The 21,200-nt window shown below is 59.4% G+C and carries 18 protein-coding genes; 6 read left to right on the top strand and 12 right to left on the bottom strand.

Annotated features, from left to right (window positions below):
• Positions 1 to 183: 183 nt before the first annotated feature.
• Both ACPS74_RS07090 and ACPS74_RS07085 read right to left on the bottom strand, forming a co-directional pair.
• Positions 184 to 534, bottom strand: a complete 351-nt coding sequence (locus ACPS74_RS07090; protein WP_029650798.1) for a hypothetical protein — start codon at positions 532 to 534, stop codon at positions 184 to 186.
• Positions 535 to 1,111: 577 nt separating this feature from the next.
• Positions 1,112 to 1,894 carry a LuxR C-terminal-related transcriptional regulator gene (locus ACPS74_RS07085; protein ID WP_029650799.1) on the bottom strand — a complete coding sequence of 261 codons (783 nt, stop codon included), beginning with the start codon at positions 1,892 to 1,894 and terminating at the stop codon, positions 1,112 to 1,114.
• 78 nt (positions 1,895 to 1,972) lie between these two features.
• Between ACPS74_RS07085 and ACPS74_RS07080 the strand changes: the two genes are divergently transcribed.
• Complete coding sequence (locus tag ACPS74_RS07080; RefSeq protein ID WP_083481361.1) at positions 1,973 to 2,626, top strand: acyl-homoserine-lactone synthase; 654 nt, start codon at positions 1,973 to 1,975, stop codon at positions 2,624 to 2,626.
• Complete coding sequence (locus ACPS74_RS07075; RefSeq protein WP_425622396.1) at positions 2,586 to 3,944, top strand: cytochrome P450; 1,359 nt, start codon at positions 2,586 to 2,588, stop codon at positions 3,942 to 3,944. Before ACPS74_RS07080 ends, ACPS74_RS07075 begins: the two co-directional genes overlap by 41 nt.
• 566 nt (positions 3,945 to 4,510) lie before the next feature.
• Here the strand turns inward: ACPS74_RS07075 and ACPS74_RS07070 are convergent.
• The 9 genes from ACPS74_RS07070 to ACPS74_RS07030 form a co-directional block, all read right to left on the bottom strand.
• Entirely contained in the window at positions 4,511 to 5,041 is a 531-nt protein-coding gene (locus ACPS74_RS07070) for a 3'-5' exonuclease (protein WP_051381777.1), read from the bottom strand.
• A gap of 53 nt (positions 5,042 to 5,094) precedes the next feature.
• Entirely contained in the window at positions 5,095 to 5,682 is a 588-nt protein-coding gene (locus ACPS74_RS07065) for a recombinase family protein (RefSeq protein ID WP_029650805.1), read from the bottom strand.
• Between the two features lie 346 nt (positions 5,683 to 6,028).
• Entirely contained in the window at positions 6,029 to 8,317 is a 2,289-nt protein-coding gene (locus ACPS74_RS07060) for a copper-transporting P-type ATPase (protein ID WP_029650807.1), read from the bottom strand.
• A gap of 666 nt (positions 8,318 to 8,983) precedes the next feature.
• Entirely contained in the window at positions 8,984 to 12,145 is a 3,162-nt protein-coding gene (locus tag ACPS74_RS07055; RefSeq protein WP_029650809.1) for an efflux RND transporter permease subunit, read from the bottom strand.
• Positions 12,142 to 13,566 (bottom strand): efflux RND transporter periplasmic adaptor subunit, encoded by a 1,425-nt coding sequence (locus ACPS74_RS07050; protein ID WP_029650811.1) that lies wholly within the window; start codon positions 13,564 to 13,566, stop codon positions 12,142 to 12,144. The genes ACPS74_RS07055 and ACPS74_RS07050 overlap by 4 nt, the downstream gene beginning before the upstream one ends.
• Positions 13,563 to 14,753, bottom strand: a complete 1,191-nt coding sequence (locus tag ACPS74_RS07045) for a TolC family protein (RefSeq protein WP_239753964.1) — start codon at positions 14,751 to 14,753, stop codon at positions 13,563 to 13,565. The genes ACPS74_RS07050 and ACPS74_RS07045 overlap by 4 nt, the downstream gene beginning before the upstream one ends.
• Positions 14,754 to 14,806: 53 nt before the next feature.
• The gene (locus ACPS74_RS07040) at positions 14,807 to 15,232 is read right to left on the bottom strand and encodes a FixH family protein (protein WP_157055258.1); all 426 of its coding nucleotides are present in this window, start codon (positions 15,230 to 15,232) and stop codon (positions 14,807 to 14,809) included.
• Between the two features lie 749 nt (positions 15,233 to 15,981).
• Positions 15,982 to 16,617: a class I SAM-dependent methyltransferase gene (locus ACPS74_RS07035; protein ID WP_029650818.1), complete on the bottom strand. Its 636-nt coding sequence runs from the start codon at positions 16,615 to 16,617 to the stop codon at positions 15,982 to 15,984.
• 43 nt (positions 16,618 to 16,660) lie between these two features.
• Complete coding sequence (locus ACPS74_RS07030) at positions 16,661 to 17,074, bottom strand: MerR family transcriptional regulator (protein WP_018409778.1); 414 nt, start codon at positions 17,072 to 17,074, stop codon at positions 16,661 to 16,663.
• Positions 17,075 to 17,147: 73 nt separating this feature from the next.
• Between ACPS74_RS07030 and ACPS74_RS07025 the strand changes: the two genes are divergently transcribed.
• The 3 genes from ACPS74_RS07025 (at position 17,148) to ACPS74_RS07015 (ending at position 18,611) form a co-directional block, all read left to right on the top strand.
• Positions 17,148 to 17,579 (top strand): hypothetical protein, encoded by a 432-nt coding sequence (locus ACPS74_RS07025; RefSeq protein WP_036241899.1) that lies wholly within the window; start codon positions 17,148 to 17,150, stop codon positions 17,577 to 17,579.
• A gap of 1 nt (position 17,580) precedes the next feature.
• A complete protein-coding gene (locus ACPS74_RS07020) occupies positions 17,581 to 17,808 on the top strand; it encodes a GDCCVxC domain-containing (seleno)protein (RefSeq protein WP_036241871.1) in 228 nt (75 codons plus the stop codon).
• 668 nt (positions 17,809 to 18,476) lie between these two features.
• On the top strand, positions 18,477 to 18,611 hold the full coding sequence (locus tag ACPS74_RS07015; RefSeq protein ID WP_018409773.1) for a hypothetical protein: 135 nt from the start codon (positions 18,477 to 18,479) through the stop codon (positions 18,609 to 18,611).
• Positions 18,612 to 19,169: 558 nt separating this feature from the next.
• Here ACPS74_RS07015 and ACPS74_RS07010 read toward each other — a convergent pair.
• Positions 19,170 to 19,388: a zinc ribbon domain-containing protein YjdM gene (locus ACPS74_RS07010; RefSeq protein ID WP_029650825.1), complete on the bottom strand. Its 219-nt coding sequence runs from the start codon at positions 19,386 to 19,388 to the stop codon at positions 19,170 to 19,172.
• 674 nt (positions 19,389 to 20,062) lie between these two features.
• On the opposite strand from ACPS74_RS07010, the gene ACPS74_RS07005 reads away from it, so the two are divergent.
• Positions 20,063 to 20,347 (top strand): hypothetical protein, encoded by a 285-nt coding sequence (locus ACPS74_RS07005; protein ID WP_156824989.1) that lies wholly within the window; start codon positions 20,063 to 20,065, stop codon positions 20,345 to 20,347.
• Positions 20,348 to 21,200: the final 853 nt, after the last annotated feature.

Below are 21,200 nucleotides of genomic sequence, written 5' to 3'. Positions count from 1 at the left end.
TCGATATGGGGCGGCGACATCGGACAGTTCGCGTCGACGGCGCTAGCGCCGCCATGCTTCCAGATAGCCGCCGTTCCGAATTTCCGCTTGGGGTCAGAAGCGGTCCTAAGCAGCACTGCATTCCTGCCCGATACTATCTCGCATTCCCTGCTTTGCGAGCCAGCCTCCGTTCGGTTTCCCTCCCTAGGCGACTTTTGTGGGATGCTGCGCGATAATTCGCGCCTTCTGATGAAGCATCAGACGTCCGCGGGTTTGTTTGGGGACTGCGGCGCTGTACGCCGCCCATGCGACCTCGACGTTGTCGGCGGCCGCGATCACGCGTGACACTCCGAGGTCATCGATCGCCGTCACCGTAAAGTTCAGTACGCTCGCCTCTTTATGGTCGAGCCAGCCCGCATAGCCTTCTAGCGCCATCGCAAGAAACATCGCCGTGTCGGGTTCAAACCAGGTCGGCCGATATCGGCGCGAGATCTCGCCCGCGAGCCAGCGAGCATATTCGGCGGTGTTATGGGGAATGCGGCGGTCGGTCGACATGTGAACGAACAAAGAACATGACGCCGAAGGGGTCAAGATGGTTCGCCCGCTTGGAAAGGCGAGCGACGCAACCCAGTGTCAACTCTGCTGGCCAGGACCCGATCGTCCGCCGGCGGTCCCACCATGGGGAATTGCAAAAAACATAATGATTATGCAAGGTTGCCTTGCGCTTTGAACTCTTCAGAGATGTCACCACAAGAACGCAAATTTGTCCTTTCTCTCCCATTTTAATGTCAAGCTCCCGCCGCTTTGCTTCCCTGATCTACCGCGCGGACAGATTGCGCGCCCAACCTGATTGGCTCCTCATCAGTTGCGAGGTCGAATGATGAAACAGCTCTCTGCGGAAGCGGTCGCCACAAATTCTATTCGGCTGACCGAATTGTTGCTCACGAACAATCAGGTGAGCTGGATAGAGGCCCGCGACGGCATCGCGTTCATAAAAGAAGACTTGGCGAGGAAGTGGCCCGCCGATTCCGCGATGATCAGGGCAAGATTCGACGCATGGATGCGCGCTCAGCACACGCGGTGCGCTGATCCTACCGTTTCAGCCACGCGCAGAGATGCTCACTCGATAGCCTCACACATTGATCAGACCAAGGTAAACCGCGCGCACGCAAGCCTCCGTCTTGGTCGCGGCTCCTAATTTGGCCATGGCGTGCTTGAGATGAACGACAACGGTGCTTTCCGCGACATTGATGATGTCCGCTGTCTCTGAGGCAGTTTTTCCCCGGGCTGCCCAGGAGAGGACATCCCGCTCACGATCGGTGAGGGAAACCGCCGCCAAAGGCTGGCCTTCGCTGTCGAGAAAACGATGAGGTAGCTGCTGGGTTTTCGCCACGAGATCGATTGTCCGCTGAGCCCAATAGATCAGGACCAGATGCAGCCAATTGCGATTTACCTTGAAGCTGTTGACAAAGCCGCTCAGCGGATCGGTCCAAAAGAACGTGCAGACGCTGGAATAGGGTCGGCCGAGGTGATCGACATAGTGGAAGGGAATGACAACTCCCTCAGTGAATCCGTGATCCTTGGCGGCGAATAGGGTTTTGAGGGGGCCAGGAATGCGTCGCCCCTTGCGCTCCGGCAGCGGCAACGAAGACCAATTGAAAGGAATATTCGACCGACGCGCCACGCCAATCGCAGGGTCCACTTCGATGAAGTTCTCCTGACGGTATGTCTGGTCCCAATCCCGCCGGTTCGTGGTCACGACAAGGGGCGCCTGATCGCCTGCCAGGGAAATGTCGACAAAGGCATAGGACGCAAATCCGCAGTCTTCGGCAACCCATTGAAGAACAGCGGTAAGCTCTTCGAGCGTCGATGCAGCCTCTATTTTCGCAATTACCTCGTCGAGGGACGTCGCCATTTAAAACTACCCATTTTTGAGAATGGGGTCTGAAGCTCGATCTGCGCCATCGTCAGCCCAGCAGCTGGGGGGCTGGCGATGGCGAATGTTTCAAACGATAGCACAGCTATTTTCTTCGAGGATCAAGCATCTGACGCGCGAGCAGCCGAGATTCGGCGATTTCGCAAAAGAATTTTCGTTGAAAACAAAGGCTGGAAATTGCGGGTAAGCGGTGAGGAAGAGAGGGACGACTATGACGCCTGTGGCGCAATATTGTGCGGCCTATGGCAAGACAAACGTTTGATCGGCTCATTTCGAGCACAGCGGTGCGATCGACCTTACCTAAGCGCAGAGGTGTTTTCGCATCTCTCCGACAATCAGCCTTTGCCTAAGGCCAGTGACGCTTGGGAGATCTCTCGGTTTGCGGCGGCGCCCAATCGCTCGGACGCTGGCGTTCAACTCTACGCGCTGCTCATAGCGTTTGCGCAGACGCGTTCGGCACGATGCCTGATCGCCGTTGCTGACATGCAGCATGAGCGATTGATGAGGCGGCTCGGAATCGTGACGCGACGATATGGCGAGTCGAAACAAGTCGGAACAGATCGCTTTCAAAAACCCATTTTTGCGGTCCTTGGGGAAATTCCAATCGCCTCGCAGCCTGCTGAACTTCTAGAAAAACTCGCTCACAGCCTTCAGAACGTGGAGATTATCGATGAGACATTGGTTCTCGGACATTTCGCCATTTCGGCGTGACACACTCTCTTTTTTCACTGAGATGGGTCGCACGTCGCGCGAGCCTTTGCGTCGTCTGAATATGGGCTTTGCGCCGGTCTACCTTGTGACCGACCCCGAGCTGACGAAGTCGATTTTTTCAGCGCCCGAAGAAGAGATCGACAAAGGCAGGCTGATCTACAAGCTACGCGAAATCATGGGCGATAGTTCGTTCACGCTCAGCGGACCGCGACACAGGGAGCGTCGCGCCGCAATGCACGCACAGTTGGCGCGCGGCCTGGCGACGAGCATAGCGCCCAGCATTTCCGCGCTCCTACGTCGCTACGCCGCAGCGCTTGCAACTGAGCCAGATTTCGATTCGCATCGGGCGACGGCGCCGCTTGCCCTACGCATTATTAGTCTATTGCTTTTCGGTGCCGACGCGCTGTCCCCGGGTGATGAAGCCCTGATGGTGGAAGCGGTAAATCTGATCGAGGACGACCTCGCGGCCGGCATGTTCCAAATCATTCCTGACCTTCCGTGGGTTCGAGCGCGCAAAAAGCGCAAGCTCGCGGAAGGCACGTCCATGATGCACTTCGTGGTCGAGCGCGCGCGACGAAATGCAAAAAAAGACTCGCTCATCCGAGCGCTCGAAGAGCTGCAGCTCTCCGAAAAAGAACTGAACGACGAAATTCTGCTTCTGTTCCTCGCGGGTCACCATACCAGCGGAACCGCGATGGCGTGGCTTCTCTATTTTCTCGCTATCGATCCCGCGCTGCGCGATGCGATCGCCCGCGAAGCCGCCTCGATTTCTGACGAAAGCGGGGAAATCAATCCCCAGCTGCTGGCAAGAACGCCGATCGCTACGGCTGCTGCGCGCGAAGTCCTCCGGCTTTATCCGCCTGCTTATTGGCTCTCGCGAGAGGTCAAGAAGCCGGTGACGATCGCGGGACGAAGTCTGCCTGCAGGCACGTCGCTCATCGTCAGCCCTTGGCACATGCATCGGGATCCGAGGTTCTGGACCGAACCCGAAACCTTTAGGCTCGATCGCGACTACCTGAGAAATCCCGCGTGGACTCCATTCGGTGTTGGACCGCGCGTATGCGTGGGCATGGGTGTCGCGATGCTGGAGCTACAATTGCTCGCGCTGGAATTCGCCGCGGCTTTCGACATGGAGGTCAAGAGCGAGATTCCTCCGCCCGCGCCGACGCCGCGCGTGACGATCGTTCCCCCCGAAATCCGGATCGCTCTAAAGCCGCGCCAAACATTCGCCAAATCAGACCTACCTTCGCCGGAGACTCAAAGTGACGGACACGAATGCCCCTACGCCAGCCAGGCTAAACATCCTACAGCTGCTTGAGCTGGCAAAGAACTTTATCCGTGACATGAGCCCGCGAGTGTCCGCTGGCATTGGAGACATAATGCTCGAGCTGGTGCGTGTAGTCGACGACGATAAGCTTTTACTCCAAGACCGAGTGGAGATTAGCATCTTGAAGAACGACTCCTCTGCTGCGGAGTTTGCTCCTACTCAAGCGGAGCGCGGCGCTGAGCAGGGATGCGCAGGCACGATTTAAGTGCGGAGAAAGCGAGGTGCTCAATTGGCTGCGTCAACGCAAGGCCGACGACCCCTTGGTCCAATCAGATGCGCGCGCCCTGATCGAGTGTTTTGGATGCGGAGGCAGCAGGCTTTTGCAGGCGGATCATTTCAACGGGTCACTCATCATTAAGGCTGGAGGCCAGGGTGTGCAGGCCCTTCCGAAATGTGTCCTGCGGGCCGCCGCAGTGTGGCCGAAAACGTCTCGTGTAATAAAATGAGCAATCTGACCACCATGTCGGCGTGCACTGCGGAGACGGGTTTGTTTAGCCGAGCACTGCTGCGACTGTCCAAGGCAGGCATGGATCAAATGTGGGTTTTGACTTGCGGCGTCATGGCGCATTTTTAGTGATCATTAGCCATAGCTGCGCCCACATGCGGGCGTCTGACTCGGCGCGGTGGCGGCGACTTTGCTCGGCCTCATTCAAGGCCATACGGTATTGCGCCATATCGAATTTTCGATCTGTAACCGTTTTCTCCAGTAAAGCGTCGGCGCTGGTTTGGCGTACACAGAATGAAGGCTCGATCCCAGCTCCCTCAAATATTTGGTTGAGCCAAGCCTCATCAAACGGGCTATCGGAATAAAGCTCTCGTCCGGCGAGCCCGCCGTTCATGGCGTTGGCAATATCGCGTACGGGAGTGCCTTGCGCAGAAATCTCTGCAATTGAAATCCCGTGCAGTGCTTCCGCGTTCTCGTCCCAGACTGTTGCAATCTGCCACTCAGCTAGCGGACGAACCGGGTGCGAGGCAGAAATAATCTGACCGTCATCGGGCCGAACGTATGCCCAGCCAACTTCGATCACAAAGCCGTCAAGACTTGAAGCCTCGCAGTCATAGAACACCGGCGAGGAAGGAACGGCCATCTATTAATTCTCCATTGAAGTGGTGCGACGTCATTGAAGTGGTGCGACGTCGCTTAACCAGCTGGTCCTAATTCAGAGCCGACGCCTTGACCCTCGCGTTCGTTGGCAAGAACGCGATAGACGTGCATGCGCGAGCATCCCAAGGACTTAGCAATGGCGGCAACCCCGTGCCCGGCATTAGCCATCGCGAATAGTTGCTTCCGATCAATCCGGCGTTTGCCTCCGCGATATACGCCCTCGGCTTTCGCCCGATCGATGCCTTCGCGCTGACGCTCCTTGATGAACCGCCGCTCCAATTGCGCGACCATGCCGAGGACGGTCATGACGATTCGACCGGTTTCGCCGCGCGTCGTCACGTGAGGATCGAGCACGGTCACGAACGCTTCTCGTTGGTCGCACTCGTGAACGATGTTGAGGACGTCGCGAGTGTCGCGGCCGAGTCGGTCCAGGCGCGTCACCACTAGCTCATCTCCAGGCCGAAGGAACTCAATGATGGTCGCCAGCTCACTTCGGCCGGAGCGGCTTCCGCCTGAAACCTTTTCAGAGCGAATGACGCCGCAGCCTTCTGCTTTCAGCCTTGTGAGCTGGGTGTCGAGGTCTTGATCAATGGTGCTGACGCGGGCGTAGCCGATTCGAGCCATAGTGTGTCACCTCAGGGTGTTAAGCCCGACCCTACAGTGTCACTAATAGTCGCCGTCAACCCCGAAGTTACATGTCTATTGATAGGGGATGTTACGTCGCGCGAGGGTATACCCTAATGATATTGGCGGGCGCATCGATGGTAGCCGGCCCGGAGGAGAGGCGGCCACGGATTGCTGGCCTACGCCTAACCCTGTCGGACCCCAGTGCAAACACAGTCGCTCGCCAGTCGGCGCTCTCGCGAGAAGAGCAGACGGTTCATGCAGGTAACGCAGCATTTCACGAAGTGAAATGTTCACTGGGACGATTTTGCGCCATCATACGAGCATCATCGCAACCTCTTGACTATTAGGAGAATGGCGGCATCTCGATTTTTCTTTCGGGGTCCAGTTCGGCTCGCCTTAGTCGCAGGGAATTGACGACGACGCTGACTGATGACAGCGCCATCGCCGCGGCGGCGATCGTCGGTGATAAGAGTAGCCCGAAGATCGGATAGAGCGCGCCAGCCGCAATGGGCACGCCCGCGGCATTATAAATGAACGCAAAGAACAGATTCTCGCGGATGTTGCGCATCGTCGTCTTGGAGAGGCGTCGACCACGCACGATGCCCCCGAGATCGCCCTTCAGCAAAGTCACCCCCGCGCTTTCGATCGCGACATCGGTTCCGGTTCCCATGGCGATTCCGACATCGGCAGCGGCCAGTGCAGGGGCATCATTCACGCCGTCTCCCGCCATGGCGACGATTCGACCCGCCTCGCGCAAGCGGGTCACGACTTTGCTCTTGTCCTCAGGGAGGATCTCAGCTTCGATCTCGCCGATTCCCAAGCGTTTGGCGACGGCCCGCGCCGTTGTCCAGTTATCGCCGGTTAGCATCACGACATCGACGCCATCTTCGCGCAGCGATTTCAGCGCGGCTTCCGTCGTCGCTTTGATTGGGTCAGCGATGCCGATGACGCCGGAAATTCTTCCGTCTATGGCGACAAAGATAGCAGTCGCGCCGTCTTCCCGCAGGCGTTCAGCGTCGCTATCGAGCGGCGTCGCATCGACGCCGAGCTCCACAAGGTATCGACGATTGCCGATCGCGACCACATTGCCTTCGACCCGACCGATGACGCCCTTGCCCACGGGGGAATCGAAATCCGTCGCACCTTTGAGCGCGAGCCCGCGCTCGGCTGCGGCCTGAACGATTGCGAACGCCAGGGGATGCTCGCTGGCGCGTTCAAGACTCGCCGCCGTCGCCAACAGATCTTCCTCGGAGATCCCGGTGACGGCGAGGATGGCCGTGACGCGCGGCTTGCCTTCGGTGAGCGTCCCGGTCTTGTCCACCACCAGCGTGTCTATTTTTTCCAAGCGCTCCAGCGCCTCGGCGCTTTTTATCAGCACGCCCGACTGCGCGCCGCGTCCCACGCCGACCATGATCGACATCGGCGTCGCAAGACCGAGCGCGCAAGGGCAAGCGATGATGAGAACGGAGACCGCTGCAACAAGGCCATACGTCATGCGTGGTTCCGGTCCCCAGATTGCCCAGGCAAGAAATGCAATAACGGCGATGAGAATGACGGCGGGCACGAACCATCCCGCCACTTGATCGGCGAGGCGCTGTATTGGCGCGCGGCTTCTCTGCGCGGATGCGACCATCTCGACAATCCTTGAGAGCACGGTGTCGCGGCCAACCTTCTCCGCGCGCATCACAAAGCCGCCAGTCTGATTAAGCGTGCCGCCGATGACTCTGTCGCCTGCAATCTTCGTCACCGGCATGGATTCGCCGGTGACCATGGACTCATCGACCGAACTGCGGCCCTCGACGAGTTCGCCGTCCACAGGAACCTTTTCTCCTGGACGGACGCGCAGGCGCTCGCCGACCTTCACAAGATCCAGCACAACTTCTTCGTCGGATCCGTCAGCGTTAATCCGAGTCGCCATTTTTGGCGCGAGATCGAGGAGCGCGCGTATGGCGCCGCCGGTCTGTTCCCGCGCGCGCAATTCAAGAACTTGTCCAAGCAGAACAAGGACGGTGATAACCGCCGCCGCCTCGAAATAGATCGGGACAGAGCCATCGAGGTTGCGGAATGCCGGCGGGAAGAGCGACGGCGCCAATGTTGCGATGACGCTGTAAATCCAGGCGATGCCCGTTCCCATGGCGATGAGCGTGAACATATTCAGATTACGTGTCACGAGCGATTGCGCGCCTCGAACGAAAAACGGCCAGCCAGCCCAAATCACGACCGGCGTCGCCAAAATGAGCTGAAGCCAGTTCGACGCCTGCGGCGCTAGCAAGTGATGGAGATTGAATAAATGTCCGCCCATCTCCAAGACGAGCACCGGCGCCGCCAACGCCAGCCCGATCCAGAACCGCCTAGTCATGTCGACGAGTTCGGCGTTCGGTTCGGCTTCGGTCGAAGCGACGAGTGGCTCAAGCGTCATGCCGCAGATTGGACAATTTCCGGGCCCGATCTGACGAATCTGCGGATGCATCGGGCATGTGTAGATAACGTCCGCTACATGGGATGGGTCTTGATGCGCATCCTCGATTGTGACACCGCCACGGGCCGTCTTCGATTCCTCATGCGAGGCGCGATCATGCCGATGCTCGTGGGCCACTCGGTTCATCCTTCCTTGCGCCGTCAGAAGCGGCATCGTAATTGATCTAGGCGTCCTTTGCGCAAGGTCGATCGTCGTTGCTCACTCGGCAATACGGCCGCCCCGCTTCCAGAAATGGCGGTTCCTTCAGTCACGGCCTCGACACCATTGGCTGCGGAGGCTCCCGCTCGACCGATGTCGTCGTGTATCGTCGCTCGAAAAGATCAACAACGCAAAGTTTAACGGCGGAACTGCAAGTCACTGGATGCGGTCCGCCATTTTGCTCGACGGTTTATGAGGGGCGCGGACTCCTTGGATGATATCACGCCGATGAGACCTTCCGCGCCTCGTACTGTTGCCTAAGGAACACGGCCCGACAGCAAATCGATGGTCGGACCGTTCCATTATTGTCGACGACAATTACCGTACGTCAGCTTCGCATCGAATATGCGTTCAATCACGAAGCTCTCTCCATCAGCGACAGACCCACACCCATTTTCCATGATGGCGGTGCCAGCACACATTATGTCTGTGTTGGCCAGGAGTGCTCCAATCACGATGCATGTGACGGCCATGCCCGCCGGGGACCATTCCGTGAGTCTGCGGGTCGTGCTCCTGGAGCTCTTGGGCCATCGCGGGAACGGATAGGGCCAGCATCGTCGCTAAGGCAATAGAGAGTCTAAGCATTAGTCTTTCCTCCTGTGAAGATTGTTGTGCATTGTTCTATGGAGCTGCGTGGATAGTTCCCCCCAACTCCTGCTTGACCTCTCCTTTTTGAGGCAGGCCAAACCCCTTGATCAGCGCATAGATCGCCGGAATGACAACGAGCGTCAGAGCCGTCGAAGACACCATCCCGCCAATCATCGGAACGGCGATACGCTGCATAACTTCTGATCCTGCGCCCGTGCTCCAGAGGATCGGCACGAGCCCCGCCATGATCGCGACAACCGTCATCATCTTCGGCCGCACGCGTTCGACAGCGCCGAGCATGATCGCCTCATGCAAATCGGCTTTCGTGAAAGCGGCGCGCGAGGCCTCGCGCGCAGCCTGAATTTCGCGCATGGCGTGATCGAGATAGATAAGCATGACGACGCCGGTTTCGGCGGCGACGCCGGCGAGCGCGATGAATCCCACCGCCACCGCGACGGACATGTTGAAGTTCAACCACCACATCAGCCACACGCCGCCGACCAGTGCGAAGGGCAGCGACAGCATGACAATCAATGTCTCGGTTAAGCGGCGGAAATTCATATAGAGCAGCAGGAAAATGACGAGCAGCGTCAGGGGCACGACGATCCGCATGCGCGCGTCGGCGCGCTCCAGATATTCGAATTGGCCGCTCCACGTGACATAAGAACCGGGCGGGAACTCGATCGCTTCTGTGACCGATTTACGCGCTTCTGCGACATAGCCGCCAAGATCGCGATCCCGGATATCGACGAAGATATAGACCGCAAGCTGGCCGTTTTCGGTGCGGATCGAAGTGGGGCCACGAACAAGTTCGATCCTCGCCACCTCGCCGAGTGGAACCGTCCCGCCGCCCGGCATGGCAATCAGCACTTCGCTGGCGATCGCTCTCGGATCAGAACGAAAGTCGCGCGGATAGCGAATAGTGACGCCATAGCGCTCGCGTCCCTCGACGGTCGTGGTTATCGTCTCGCCGCCAAGTGCCGTCGCGATAACCTCTTGCAAGTCGCCGATCATGAGGCCGTAGCGCGCGAGCATCGCGCGGTCCGGAACAATATCCAGATAATAGCCGCCGATGACGCGTTCGGCGTAGGCGCTCGAAGTTCCGGGCACGCGCTTCAAGGCGGCCTCGACTTGGCGCGCCAGGCCCTCCATTTGCGACAAGTCGCGGCCAAAAATCTTGACGCCGATCGGCGTTCTGATCCCCGTCGCCAGCATGTCGATCCTGTTTCGGATCGGCATGGTCCAGGCGTTCGACACGCCGGGGAATTGCAGCGCCGCATCCATTTCTGCAATGAGCTTGTCGATCGTTATTCCAGAACGCCACTGATCCTTCGGCTTCAACTGGATGACGGTCTCGGACATTTCGAGCGGCGCCGGGTCGGTCGCGGTGGAAGCGCGCCCAGCCTTGCCATAGGCGGACTGAACCTCGGGGAAGGATTTGATGATGCGGTCCTGCGTTTGCAGGAGTTCGGCGGCCTTGGTGACCGAGAGCCCCGGCAGCGTCGTCGGCATGTAAAGAAGCGCGCCCTCGTTGAGAGTGGGCATGAATTCGCTACCGAGCTGGCGGGCCGGAATGATGGTCAGCGCCAGCGCGCCCAGCGCCAGCAGAATAGTGGCGACTTTCGCTTTGAGCACCAGACGTATGATCGGCCGATAGAGCCAGATGAGTGCGCGATTGATGGGGTTTCTCGCCTCGGGAACAATTTTTCCGCGCACGAAGACGACCATCAGCGCCGGCACGAGCGTCACGGAAAGAAGCGCCGCCGCCGCCATAGCGAACGTCTTGGTGAAGGCGAGCGGGCTGAACAGACGCCCCTCTTGCGCTTCGAGCGTGAAGATGGGCAGGAACGAAACCGTAATGATCAACAGGCTGAAGAACAGCGCGGGGCCAACCTCGGTCGCAGCATCGATCAATATCTCGATACGCCGCTTGTCGGGAAGCGCGCGCTCCAGATGCTTATGCGCGTTCTCAATCATAACGATGGCGGCGTCCACCATTGCGCCGATGGCGATGGCGATGCCGCCCAAACTCATGATGTTGGAGCCGATTCCCAGCGCCTTCATCGCGGCGAAAGCCATTAATACGCCAACGGGAAGCATGATGATGGCGACGAGTGCGCTGCGCACATGCATTAGAAAGACGACGCAGACGAGAGCGACAATGACTCCTTCTTCGACAAGTGTGCTCCTGAGCGTCTCGATGGCTGCATGAATGAGCTGGGAGCGGTCGTAAACCGAGACGATCTCAACGCCCTTGGGCAGGCTTGTCGCCATCTGCGCAAGGGTCGATTTGACATTGTCGATCACTGTGAGCGCATTGGCGCCATAACGCTGTAGCGCGATGCCGCTCGCAACCTCGCCCTCGCCATTGAGGTCGGTGACGCCACGCCGCTCGTCGGGGCCGAGCTCGACGCGCGCGACATCCTTCAGGAGAAGTGGTGTGCCGTTTTCGACGCGCAGGACAATACTTTCCAGGTCGCTCACGCTGCGCAGATAGCCTCGTCCACGCACAATGAATTCAAATTCGGAAAGTTCGACCGTGCGACCGCCGACATCGGCATTGCTGGCGCGGATGGCGCCGCGCACTTTCGACAGTGGAATGCCGAGCGCGCGTAGTCGGTTAGGATCGACAACGACATTATACTGCTTGACGAAGCCGCCGACGCTCGCGATCTCAGCGACGCCTTCGGCCTTGGCGAGGCCGTAGCGGATCGTCCAGTCCTGGATCGAGCGCAATTCGGCGAGCGTCATATCCTTGGCGATGAGCGCATATTGATAGACCCAGCCGACGCCCGTCGCATCGGGACCAAGAACAGGCGTCACGCCCGCCGGCAATCTCTTACTCGCCGCGCTCAAATATTCGAGGACGCGCGAGCGCGCCCAATAAATATCGACGCCATCGTCGAAGATGACGTAGACGAAGGATACGCCGAAGAATGAAAATCCGCGCACCACTTTGGAGCGCGGAACGGTCAACATCGAAGTGGTGAGCGGGTAAGTGACTTGATCCTCGACGACTTGCGGCGCCTGGCCCGGATATTCCGTATAAACGATCGCTTGCACATCGGAGAGATCGGGAATTGCGTCGAGTGGCAGTGTGCGCAAGGCATAGACGCCGCCTGCGGCCGCGAAGGCAGCGCCCACGAATATGAGCAAAAGGTTGCGCGCCGACCAGGCGATGAGACGGGCGATCATTTGCCCGCCTCCGCTTGGTCGAGAGCTCGTAACGCCGCCTTTAAATTGCTTTCGGCGTCGATGAGGAAGTTTGCGGCCGTAACCACGCGTTCGTTTTCGCTCACGCCGCTCTTGATTTCGACGAAGCCTTCGCCGCGCCGGCCGATCTTGACTTCGCGCGGCTCGAAGCGCCCTTCGCCCTTGTCGACAATCGCCACTTGCCGCTTACCGGTGTCGATGACGGCGCTTTCTGGCGCCGTTAGCACCTTCTCGTTTCCGCCGGCTGCGATCTCGACCTCGGCATACATATCTCCCCGCAGCAACCCGTCGGGGTTTGGCAGTTCGATCCTGACGCGCGCCGTTCGTGTCTCCATATTGAGATGGGGATAAATCAGAGCGACTTGCCCCTTAAAGGATCGATCTGGGTAAGCCCGTGGCCGCACGTCGACCTTTTGTCCGGGCTGGATCAAGGCGATGTCCCGCTCGGCGATGTCCGCCAGCACCCAAACTAGAGAATGATCGACGATGCGAAACAGCACGTCACCCGGCGCGGCGCGCATGCCGGCAATTGCCGCCCGCTCCAGGACATGGCCGTCTTGCGGCGCGGGCCATGCAATCACACGTGGAACGCTGCGGGCGCGCCCGATCGCGGCGATGGCGCTTTCGTCGAGGCCGAGATTGACGAGCCGCCGCTTGGCTCCCTCCAGACGCTGGGCGTCGATCCCGCCGCCACGCCGCATGTTGAGGACGGCGACATATTCGGCGGCTGCGCTCGAAAGATTCGGCCCATACACGCGCATCAGCATCTGGCCCTTGCGAACGTAATCGCCCTCCGCAAACTGCCCGACCGATTCGATGAAGCCTTCGAAGCGGAGGGAGACGATCGAGATACGTCGCGGGTCGAAGTCGATTCTGCCCGTCGCTCGAACAGGGACGCTCAGCGTCCGGCGTTGGACGGGTTCGGAGCGAACGCCGGTCTTTTGCAGCTTTCCGGGGCTGATCGTGATGGTCGTGCCGTTCTCCGCCTCGTCCTCGTAGACGGGTACGTAATCCATTCCCATCTCGTCTTTCTTGGGAACGGGCGATGTGTCAGGCAGGCCCATCGGATGGCGATAGAAGCGCACGCGTCGTACGCCGCCAATCTTGGCGGCGCCTGCAGGAGGCTTTTCCTCGAAACTCACATCCTGGCTGGCGCGCACCGGCAGATAATCTTTGCCTGCCGATGTCTTCTTGGGCGTCGAGGAATAGGCTGGGCGACCGTCGGGATCTCGGTAGTAAATGATCGGGCCTGTCGTTGCAGGCGCCTTATCCGAGATGTTAGGCCCGGCGTCGCCCAGCTTTCCTGTAGGTGTAACCCATTTGAAACGTCCCTCGACCAACCAAGCGAGGCTGGCCGCGACGACCGCAAAGCCCAAAAGAATAACGATGTGACGGCGAGTCATAGTGAGCCTCCCGCCAGTCGTTCAAGCTCAGCGTATCGGGCTTGCTCTTCGACTCTAAGCTTAAGGATTTCGAGTTCGATCGCTTGCACGCGTCGTTCAGCTTCCAGAGACGTCGTCAAGTCGGCGGCTCCGGCTGCAAATCCGCTTCGTGCCGTCTCTACCGAAAGGCGCGCCGGATTGAGCTGGCGTTGTTCGACAATGCGGATCGCCTTGCGCACCGCTTCCAATCCGAACCATGCCTCGGCGACATCGCCGTCGAGCCGGATTCGGATGGCGTCGTAGCGCATCTGGGCGGCGCCGAGTCGTGAACTGGCGGCGCGCTGTTCGGCGTCCTTTGCCTCATATTGCAGCGGGACTTTGAAATTAAGCATGAATTGCCCGGTGTTGTCACCGGTGGGACGCTGCACAAAGGTCGCTCCAACGGTAACGTTTGGGTAGTAATTCAGATCCGTGAGCTCTTTAGTTCCGGTCGCCGCGCGGACCTGCGCGTTGGTCGTGGCGAGGGCTGGATTGGCGGCTCTCGCGAGCTCCTGAACGCTGACCAGCATCAGCTTTGTCTTCAGCGGCCGAAACCCACTGGGAATAGCGAGCGGCTCTTGCGAGCCGCGACCGATCAAGGCGTTTAAGCGAGCGGACGCCGACTTTGCCTCGCCTTGACGGCGTACGACCTCTGTTTCAGCCGTCGCCGCTTCGATCTCGGCCTTGATCACTTCCTGCTGGTCGACGGAGCTTGCGCCATACCGCAAGCGCAACAAGCCGAGGATTTCATCGAGCCGGCGCTTCAATCCAGCCGAGAGGTCGATTGCCCGATACGCAGCGGCGTATTGCGCATAAGCGGTTTTGACGCGGGCGATCAAATCTGTGGCGACGGCGCGACTCTGATGCCTCGCAGCGTCGGCGTCGGCTTCTGCGACGCCGCGCTCCAGGTCGAGTTTGCCCCAAAGTTTGAATTCCTGTTCGAAGCCGATCCAACGTTGGCCGACGCCGCGTCCATTCACGTCCCACGCCTGCAGCGTCACCGTCGGATCGGCGAGCACGCCAGCCGCGCCCACTCTATGCGCTGCCGCATCGGCATCCAGCGCGGCCGCAGCCAGTTCGGGGCTTAGCTGCTTCGCAAGCGCGACAACGCTTTCGACGGAGGCGCCGGGCAAGTTTCGTTCAGTCGCCGAAAGCGATGTTGAGCCCATCAATATCGCCGCCGACCCTACAATTGAGATGGCGCGAAGGCGCGGCCCTCGACTCATGGCGCCACCTTTAGAATTAGTCGGCTCTGGAGCGTGCCGCTCTCGCCCTGCACCTTTGCAGCGAGCGATATCCGCCACGTTCCCGCATCGGTCAGATCGACCTTGAAGCGATAAAATCCGGGATCGGGGCTTGGCGCCGGTTCGATCATGCTGGTCATCGACTCCATGCCATCTGGAGCCATGTCGAGACGCATCGCGAAGATCACCGCGTTTGGCGCCGGCTTGTCGTCGGGCTTATGGACGAGACTCACCGATACGATCGCTTGCCCCGTCTTGAATTGCGCTTCCACGAGTCGGAACTCATAGTCGTTGATGTTGGCGCGAGCGCGCGGCGCTGAGCTCAAGATGGCAAGCGCGACCAGCGCGAATAAGCGCGCCTTGCACGAGGTCACGAGCATCATCAGATTGTCTCCGTATTCCATTCATGCGCATGGTCGTCGAGCGGATCGCAGAGCTGCGCTCAATCCCGATAAGGGACATCATCGCGGCTTGCGCGATCGATGCGACAACGGCGCTGGTTCTTGCGGGAAGGGGAGCCTGGAAGCGATCTCCCGTCGGGCTAGCCGGCGACCGCTTGAAGTCGCGCAAATCTGCTCCCGGCGCTACCGTGAGCGAGATTGTTCTTTCGGCTTTAGACGATTGGAGGTCGGAGAGCTGGCGGGCTTCGTAATCCGCCGCGCTCAATGTCGTCGGAGGGAATTAGCGACGGCGCACACACCCAAAGCACGGCATCAACGAATGGTTGAAACTGCGGAAGCGCTGCTTGACTTGGTCCGCACAGGATCTCAGCGCACATGGGGAGTGCTGCGCCGTCATCGCCGCTGTGGCCGGGACAATCGTCCATGCCCATTTCAATGCAGGCATGGTTCATCTTCGCGGCAAAAGCTCCGCCCCCAGCTAAAGCTGTAGTGAGAACAACCGCAGAGATCAAAAGGCGAAGGCAGCGGAGCATTTCGCTACTCTGTCAGCCGCAAACTACCATGGCAAGCCCCAACTCATTATATGATCGCGGCCAAGGTTACCCGGCCGTAGAGTAATTGCCGCGCCGCGCGGCCGGATCACCAATACCGAGTTCCTCGCGGGTGACGGCGCGGCGTAAGCCTTCCCCCACCAGCTCTTTACCTTCGCCGCTTGTCTGAGCAGGGCGGCGAGGGCGGCCACGAATGTTGCCCTAAATCGTGTTTCGTAAATTGTAACGGAAAGTACTAAATTGAAATTTCTGCACTGCCTGCCATGGAGTTATGTGCTCATGGCGGCGGCTATCAATCAGATCAAAGTCAGGCGCTAAGAGCGCGCTAAGGCTTTCAGCGCTGTGCCGCGCAACCGGAAGGCCGCTGCACTTCTCAGGGCCGTCGAGCGCAAACGTCCCGATAATCAAGTGACCGCCGCGCTTGAGCGCCTGCTTGAGCCGTTGGATGTAGGCCTGCTGTACCTTCTCGTTGGTCAGGAAGTGGAAGGCGGCCCGATCATGCCAGACGTCATATGTATCTGTCGGCTGCCATTCCGTCGCATCGGCTATGATCCACTTCACCGCCTCACCTTTGTCGCCAAGCCGAGCACGCGCTGAGTTGAGCGCGGCGGCCGATAAGTCCAGGACGGTGATGTTCTCGAAGCCCTGCGCCAGAAGATTGTCGACTAGGCGGGATGCGCCGCCGCCAACATCTATGATGGCCGATGAATGCTGCGCGCCGACAAGCTGGAGCAATCGGAGGGATTCAGTGGGGGGTTCCTCAAACCAGCTAACTTCGGCCTCGCCCTTGGTCGTGTAAATGTTTTCCCAGTGCGCTTGCCGGTCAGTCGGTGTCATCGCTGTCCCTCGAGGCTTAGCTGCTCCGTCGTATAAATCGGAATTATGCGCGTTTCTGCGTCGTCAATATATCGAGCACCGGACACGAGGGGGCAGGGTCGCCAGAACAGCGGGCGACCGTCTCGGCAAGAATGCGCTCAAGTTTGGCGAGATCGGCGAGCTTCGCCCGCACTTCGTCGAGATGCGTCTGCGCAACCTCTTGCACCTCCGCGCAGGAAGCGCGGGTCGGTTCGGCAAGAGCCAACAGGGTGCGGATTTGCTCGATGCTGAACCCGAGTTCGCGAGCGCGGCGAATAAAGGCCAGCCTTCGGATATGGCCTTCTTCATACGCGCGATGCCCGCTCGCCGTCCGCGCCGGCGGCGGCATGAGCTTGATGCGCTCATAATATCGCACGGTCTCAAGATTAACGCCCGCCGCCGACGCAAGCCTTCCAATTGTCAATGGCCGCCTGGACATGCGCGATTATTTCTCTTGCACCCGTAGCCGCTACGGGGTGCAGGATAGCCCAACCGTCGAGGAAGGGCGAACCATGACCATCGACAACGCCACAGACGAAACAACGCCAAACGCTTCATCTCCAGCCGCTTCGCCGGCCGCGCCCAAGTGGCTTGCGGCATTGGGGTTGGCAGCTGGTCTCGGGGCGGTCATCGCCTCTTCCTGCTGCGTCATCCCGCTCGGGCTCGCCGCGGTTGGTGCGGGGGCGGGCGTTTTCAGCGGCCTTGAATTGCTAGCCGAATGGCGCGTCCCGCTCCTATCCATCAGCGCCTTGGCCATTGTTGGAGGATGGGGCGCATGGTGGTGGAAGCATCCTGATGCTTGCGTTGCGGGTTCGAGCTGCACGTCGTCCGAACGCTCACGCGCAACACTGACGCTGCTCCTATGCGCCTCGGCCGTCGTACTGGGGGCAGCAAGCTGGGGCTATATCGACCCTATGCTCATCAAGTTCGCTCGGGGGCGTTGAAATGCAACTCGTCGCAACAATCACCTGCCCGTCGTGCGGCCATCAGTCGACGAAGACGATGCCAACGGATGCCTGCCAATTCTTTTACGAATGCAAGGGCTGCGGCGTGCTGCTCAAGCCGGACGCGGGCGACTGCTGCGTCTTCTGCTCTTACGGCGATCTGCCGTGCCCACCAATTCAAGAAGCGAGAGAGCGTGGTAACGCCACCGAATGTTGCTTCGGCGCGTAAATTTCAGGGGGATGCCTAGACATCTGGACTAATTCGTCTCCGCGCGCTGCAGGCCTGAAAATCGGAGGAAAAGTTCATGCCAGCGTTGGCGCAATCGATATACTTCACTTGACAGGGGGCATCGAGCAAGGTCTTCGCCTTTTGCTCCGGACTGCGCCGCCGGGGCGGAAAAGAAACTGCACGGCGCGGCGCTGAATAGTTTCATGAAAAGTGCGATAGGGATGCCGCCGCTGCCTCGTGTGAATCAAGAAAAAATTGCATGGCGCTGCGAAGACCAGCTTCACGAAGAAATGCATCAAGGACGCTACGGCGACTCCGAACGCTCAATAACGCGCCGCGGTCAAAGATCTCAACGCCCTCGCCTCCACGCTGGCCGAGCGGCTTGTGAAGCGCACCGCGGAAATAGTGGCGAGCGAAGCTGGGCGCGCGTGATTGAGCGCCGTTAAAAAGCTATCTTCTGAGCAGCGCGCCGAGGTCGTCGCGATGTATGCCAAATGTCAAGACGCTCGACTCGTTGTCGTTGCTCCTTACAGAACCGTCCAGGTAATTATGCGCGAGGCGAAGGAAGCGCCGTCATCGCCGGCAAACGGGAAGGCCGAACGCGGTCCGGTCTTCCTGAAAGACGGGCGAGGACTCGGACGTGTGGCGCCGAAGGCGATGAGGTAAGATTGAAGCGACTGCATGTCGACCGGAAGGGCGCGACGATCGCGTTAAGCGAAAACCCCTCGAATCGCCCCGAAATCCTGCACAAGCGGGAGTTCAAAGTGCGCGGCCGGGTGATATGGTGGGACGATCGATTGTAAGGCGTTTCGAAGAGAGGTAATTTGAAGTGCCTCGCGCTTGTTGCCGCGCGCATTGCGTTGTCTTAATTATTAGGAGGCTTGCCTCATGCTTTTCCAGATCACAATCGACTGTAGCACTGCGGCGCTTGGCGGAGATTCAGTCTCGCGGAGTCAGGAACTCGCCAACATTCTAATTGCCGTCGCCGCGGATTTGTTGGACCAACGTTTAGCGCCTGGCGACAAACTGCCTTTGAGTGACCGCAATGGTCACTCTGTCGGAATGGCCCAGCTGACCGAGCAACCCAGCATGCTCGCTTCGAGTGCGCTCCTAAAGCAGCACGCTGGAGGCGAAGCTGATCGTCTACGCGAAACAGGTGGCCAAGCGCGGCCATTGCATCGGGATATAATCCGGAAGCTGCCAAGCGGTTCGCCGAACACGCCACGGTAAGCCACAGCGCCGACGACTACGTTTGCGGCGACGTTCATACGAGCACGGTTGAGGGCTATCGCTCATCGCAAAGGCCTCCGAATAGGACGACCTTGTGAATCACGCCTCAATCAAATTTAATAGGTCCTGACCTAGGCTTTCCTGACGAATTCCGTACGCAGCACGAGCCCTTTTACTTTCTCAGCGCGGCAATCGATTTCGGCCGGATCATCCGTGAGTCGGATATTTTTGATCAAGGTCCCGCGTTTTAAGACGGCGGATGAGCCCTTAACCTTCAGGTCCTTTATCAAGGTCACGGAATCGCCGTCCTTGAGCACTGCGCCATTGCTGTCTTTTACAACTACCGTCATCAGGCCCTCCGCGCGTGCCATAGCGGATAATGCGCATCGTTATATTCACCGAGTGGCCCGTTTGCATATCCCAGTCAGTTCCAAGGGGAAAAGCCTCGGTTAGATCGAGGAAGCCGAGCTTGACCCGCTTGCCGTGCTGATCGGCCAGCCGCGTCGGCAATCCTATTGGAAAGCGCCTCCCAAAACGCGGCGCGGGCGGCATCTCCGTTACGCCGAAAGGGTTCGGCCTGGCCCTTGAATGCCTCCCGCATTGATACAATCTCTCCTTCCGTCGCCTCGCCGGCAAACGTTCGAACTGCTTCGAAAGTCCCGCTGTCGACCCGACCTGTCTGCCTTTTTCATAGAGAATTTCACCTGCTGGAAGCCCGTCAAAGCAACCTCTGAGCGCATGACGCCATGGCCGACAGTCGCGCAAGCCGCTTGGCGTTGGAAGGCGCGAGCACCCACGGGAAGTTCTATGCAGAGGCGCGTCACGCAAATGGCGTCGCTAGCAGACGACGCCTTGCAGGAATGGATCGTCTCGCCGCGGGTCAAGAGACCAGCACGTCACAGACGAACAAATCTGAGCGCCTGTCGCCTTTCACTTCGTGGGCAGTCCGCTGAAGCGCCTCCTCATTCAGCCAACATTCAGTGGCTCAATGGGAATGAATGGGAAGGGGCAGAAGGAGATCAGCATGTTGCGCAAACTGTCTCTAGTTACGACTTTGGCCGCGGCTTTGACGCTTCCGACTGTCGCTCTGGCCTGGGATGGTCATGGCGGCGGCTGGGGAGGCGGCGGTCATCATGGCGGTTGGGGCGGCGGCGGTTGGGGTCACGGTGGAGGCTGGGGAGGCGGCGGGGGATGGGGCGGTGGCGGTTGGGGCCGTCGAGGTTGGGGCGGCTATGGAGGCTACGGCGGTTACGGCGGCGGCTACGGGGGCTGCTGGCGTTGGTATGGACAGTGGGTGTGGGTCTGTTGAGGATTTCGGCAACGTCGCTCCGGCTTTTGTGCCAACGACGAAGGCCGGAGCGTTCGGTGAACTGGTTAGGCACGGAAGTACTCGCGCGTCCTCGCCATGCGATCAACTTTTAGCCCAATTGATCAACTCTGCTCCGTTTGATCTGGATCGGAGAGGAACTCTGATGAAATCGTTTGCTTGTATTGCGCTTGTCGCAGCGACCACACTCTCCCTTGGCGGTTGCTACACGCCCCAGGATCGCGCGCTCGGGGGTGCTGCTATCGGCGGGCTTGGCGGCGCTGGCATAGGCGCTCTGGCGTCTGGTGGAAGAGCCGGTGGAACTCTCGCCGGCGCCGCAATCGGCGCTGCGGGCGGCGCCGCGGCCGGCGCGCTGACTGCGCCTCCACCGCCTCCGCCGCCGTATTACTATTGAGTTCGCGCACGAGAAAAGATCCCGCGCCCTACACTTCGCCGCTCCGCATCCGCAAGAGCGGCGAGTCCTTCGGGCGTTAGGCGGAAGCCGCTGTGTAGCCTTGCTCGCTCGACCAAGCCTCGATCAAGTCAGGTCCATCGTAAAATTCGATCCGATGGTTGTCCCCTGAATTCTTGTATCGCGCGACGGCTCCGCCGAAAGAGCTGCGCGCCTGGATCGTTTCGCGATTTCGCAGAGTGCCGAGCTCTTTGCCGTTTTTTGAGATCACAATGGTATATCGAGGTTCGCACGGCCGATAGGCGTTCATTGTCGCGCTCCTATTGTCGAATCGCCGAACTCAATGCTCTCACGGTCGATGAGTCATGATGATGGCGGAAAGCAAGAAGAAGAACGCCGTCGGCCACGGTTGGGCTGTCGAACAGCGGAGAGCACGACGGGCGC

Origin of the sequence: Methylocystis sp. SB2, assembly GCF_049817085.1 — a bacterium.
Taxonomy (GTDB): Bacteria; Pseudomonadota; Alphaproteobacteria; order Rhizobiales; family Beijerinckiaceae; genus Methylocystis; species Methylocystis rosea.
The sequence above is the reverse complement of the archived record's forward strand: the minus strand, read 5'-3'. Positions and strand labels throughout refer to the sequence as shown.

Bases quoted from the DNA above. Each gene is read 5' to 3' on its own strand.
- ACPS74_RS07025 (WP_036241899.1), top strand. From the start codon at position 17,148: ATGACCATCGACAACGCCACAGACGAAACAACGCCAAACGCTTCATCT.
- ACPS74_RS07070 (WP_051381777.1), bottom strand. From the start codon at position 5,041: ATGGCCGTTCCTTCCTCGCCGGTGTTCTATGACTGCGAGGCTTCAAGT.
- ACPS74_RS07030 (WP_018409778.1), bottom strand. From the start codon at position 17,074: ATGTCCAGGCGGCCATTGACAATTGGAAGGCTTGCGTCGGCGGCGGGC.
- ACPS74_RS07045 (WP_239753964.1), bottom strand. From the start codon at position 14,753: ATGGGCTCAACATCGCTTTCGGCGACTGAACGAAACTTGCCCGGCGCC.
- ACPS74_RS07055 (WP_029650809.1), bottom strand. From the start codon at position 12,145: ATGATCGCCCGTCTCATCGCCTGGTCGGCGCGCAACCTTTTGCTCATA.
- ACPS74_RS07050 (WP_029650811.1), bottom strand. From the start codon at position 13,566: ATGACTCGCCGTCACATCGTTATTCTTTTGGGCTTTGCGGTCGTCGCG.
- ACPS74_RS07075 (WP_425622396.1), top strand. From the start codon at position 2,586: ATGAGACATTGGTTCTCGGACATTTCGCCATTTCGGCGTGACACACTC.
- ACPS74_RS07005 (WP_156824989.1), top strand. From the start codon at position 20,063: ATGTTGCGCAAACTGTCTCTAGTTACGACTTTGGCCGCGGCTTTGACG.
- ACPS74_RS07010 (WP_029650825.1), bottom strand. From the start codon at position 19,388: ATGACGGTAGTTGTAAAAGACAGCAATGGCGCAGTGCTCAAGGACGGC.
- ACPS74_RS07060 (WP_029650807.1), bottom strand. From the start codon at position 8,317: ATGCCGCTTCTGACGGCGCAAGGAAGGATGAACCGAGTGGCCCACGAG.
- ACPS74_RS07090 (WP_029650798.1), bottom strand. From the start codon at position 534: ATGTCGACCGACCGCCGCATTCCCCATAACACCGCCGAATATGCTCGC.
- ACPS74_RS07080 (WP_083481361.1), top strand. From the start codon at position 1,973: ATGGCGAATGTTTCAAACGATAGCACAGCTATTTTCTTCGAGGATCAA.
- ACPS74_RS07085 (WP_029650799.1), bottom strand. From the start codon at position 1,894: ATGGCGACGTCCCTCGACGAGGTAATTGCGAAAATAGAGGCTGCATCG.
- ACPS74_RS07020 (WP_036241871.1), top strand. From the start codon at position 17,581: ATGCAACTCGTCGCAACAATCACCTGCCCGTCGTGCGGCCATCAGTCG.
- ACPS74_RS07040 (WP_157055258.1), bottom strand. From the start codon at position 15,232: ATGGAATACGGAGACAATCTGATGATGCTCGTGACCTCGTGCAAGGCG.
- ACPS74_RS07065 (WP_029650805.1), bottom strand. From the start codon at position 5,682: ATGGCTCGAATCGGCTACGCCCGCGTCAGCACCATTGATCAAGACCTC.
- ACPS74_RS07035 (WP_029650818.1), bottom strand. From the start codon at position 16,617: ATGACACCGACTGACCGGCAAGCGCACTGGGAAAACATTTACACGACC.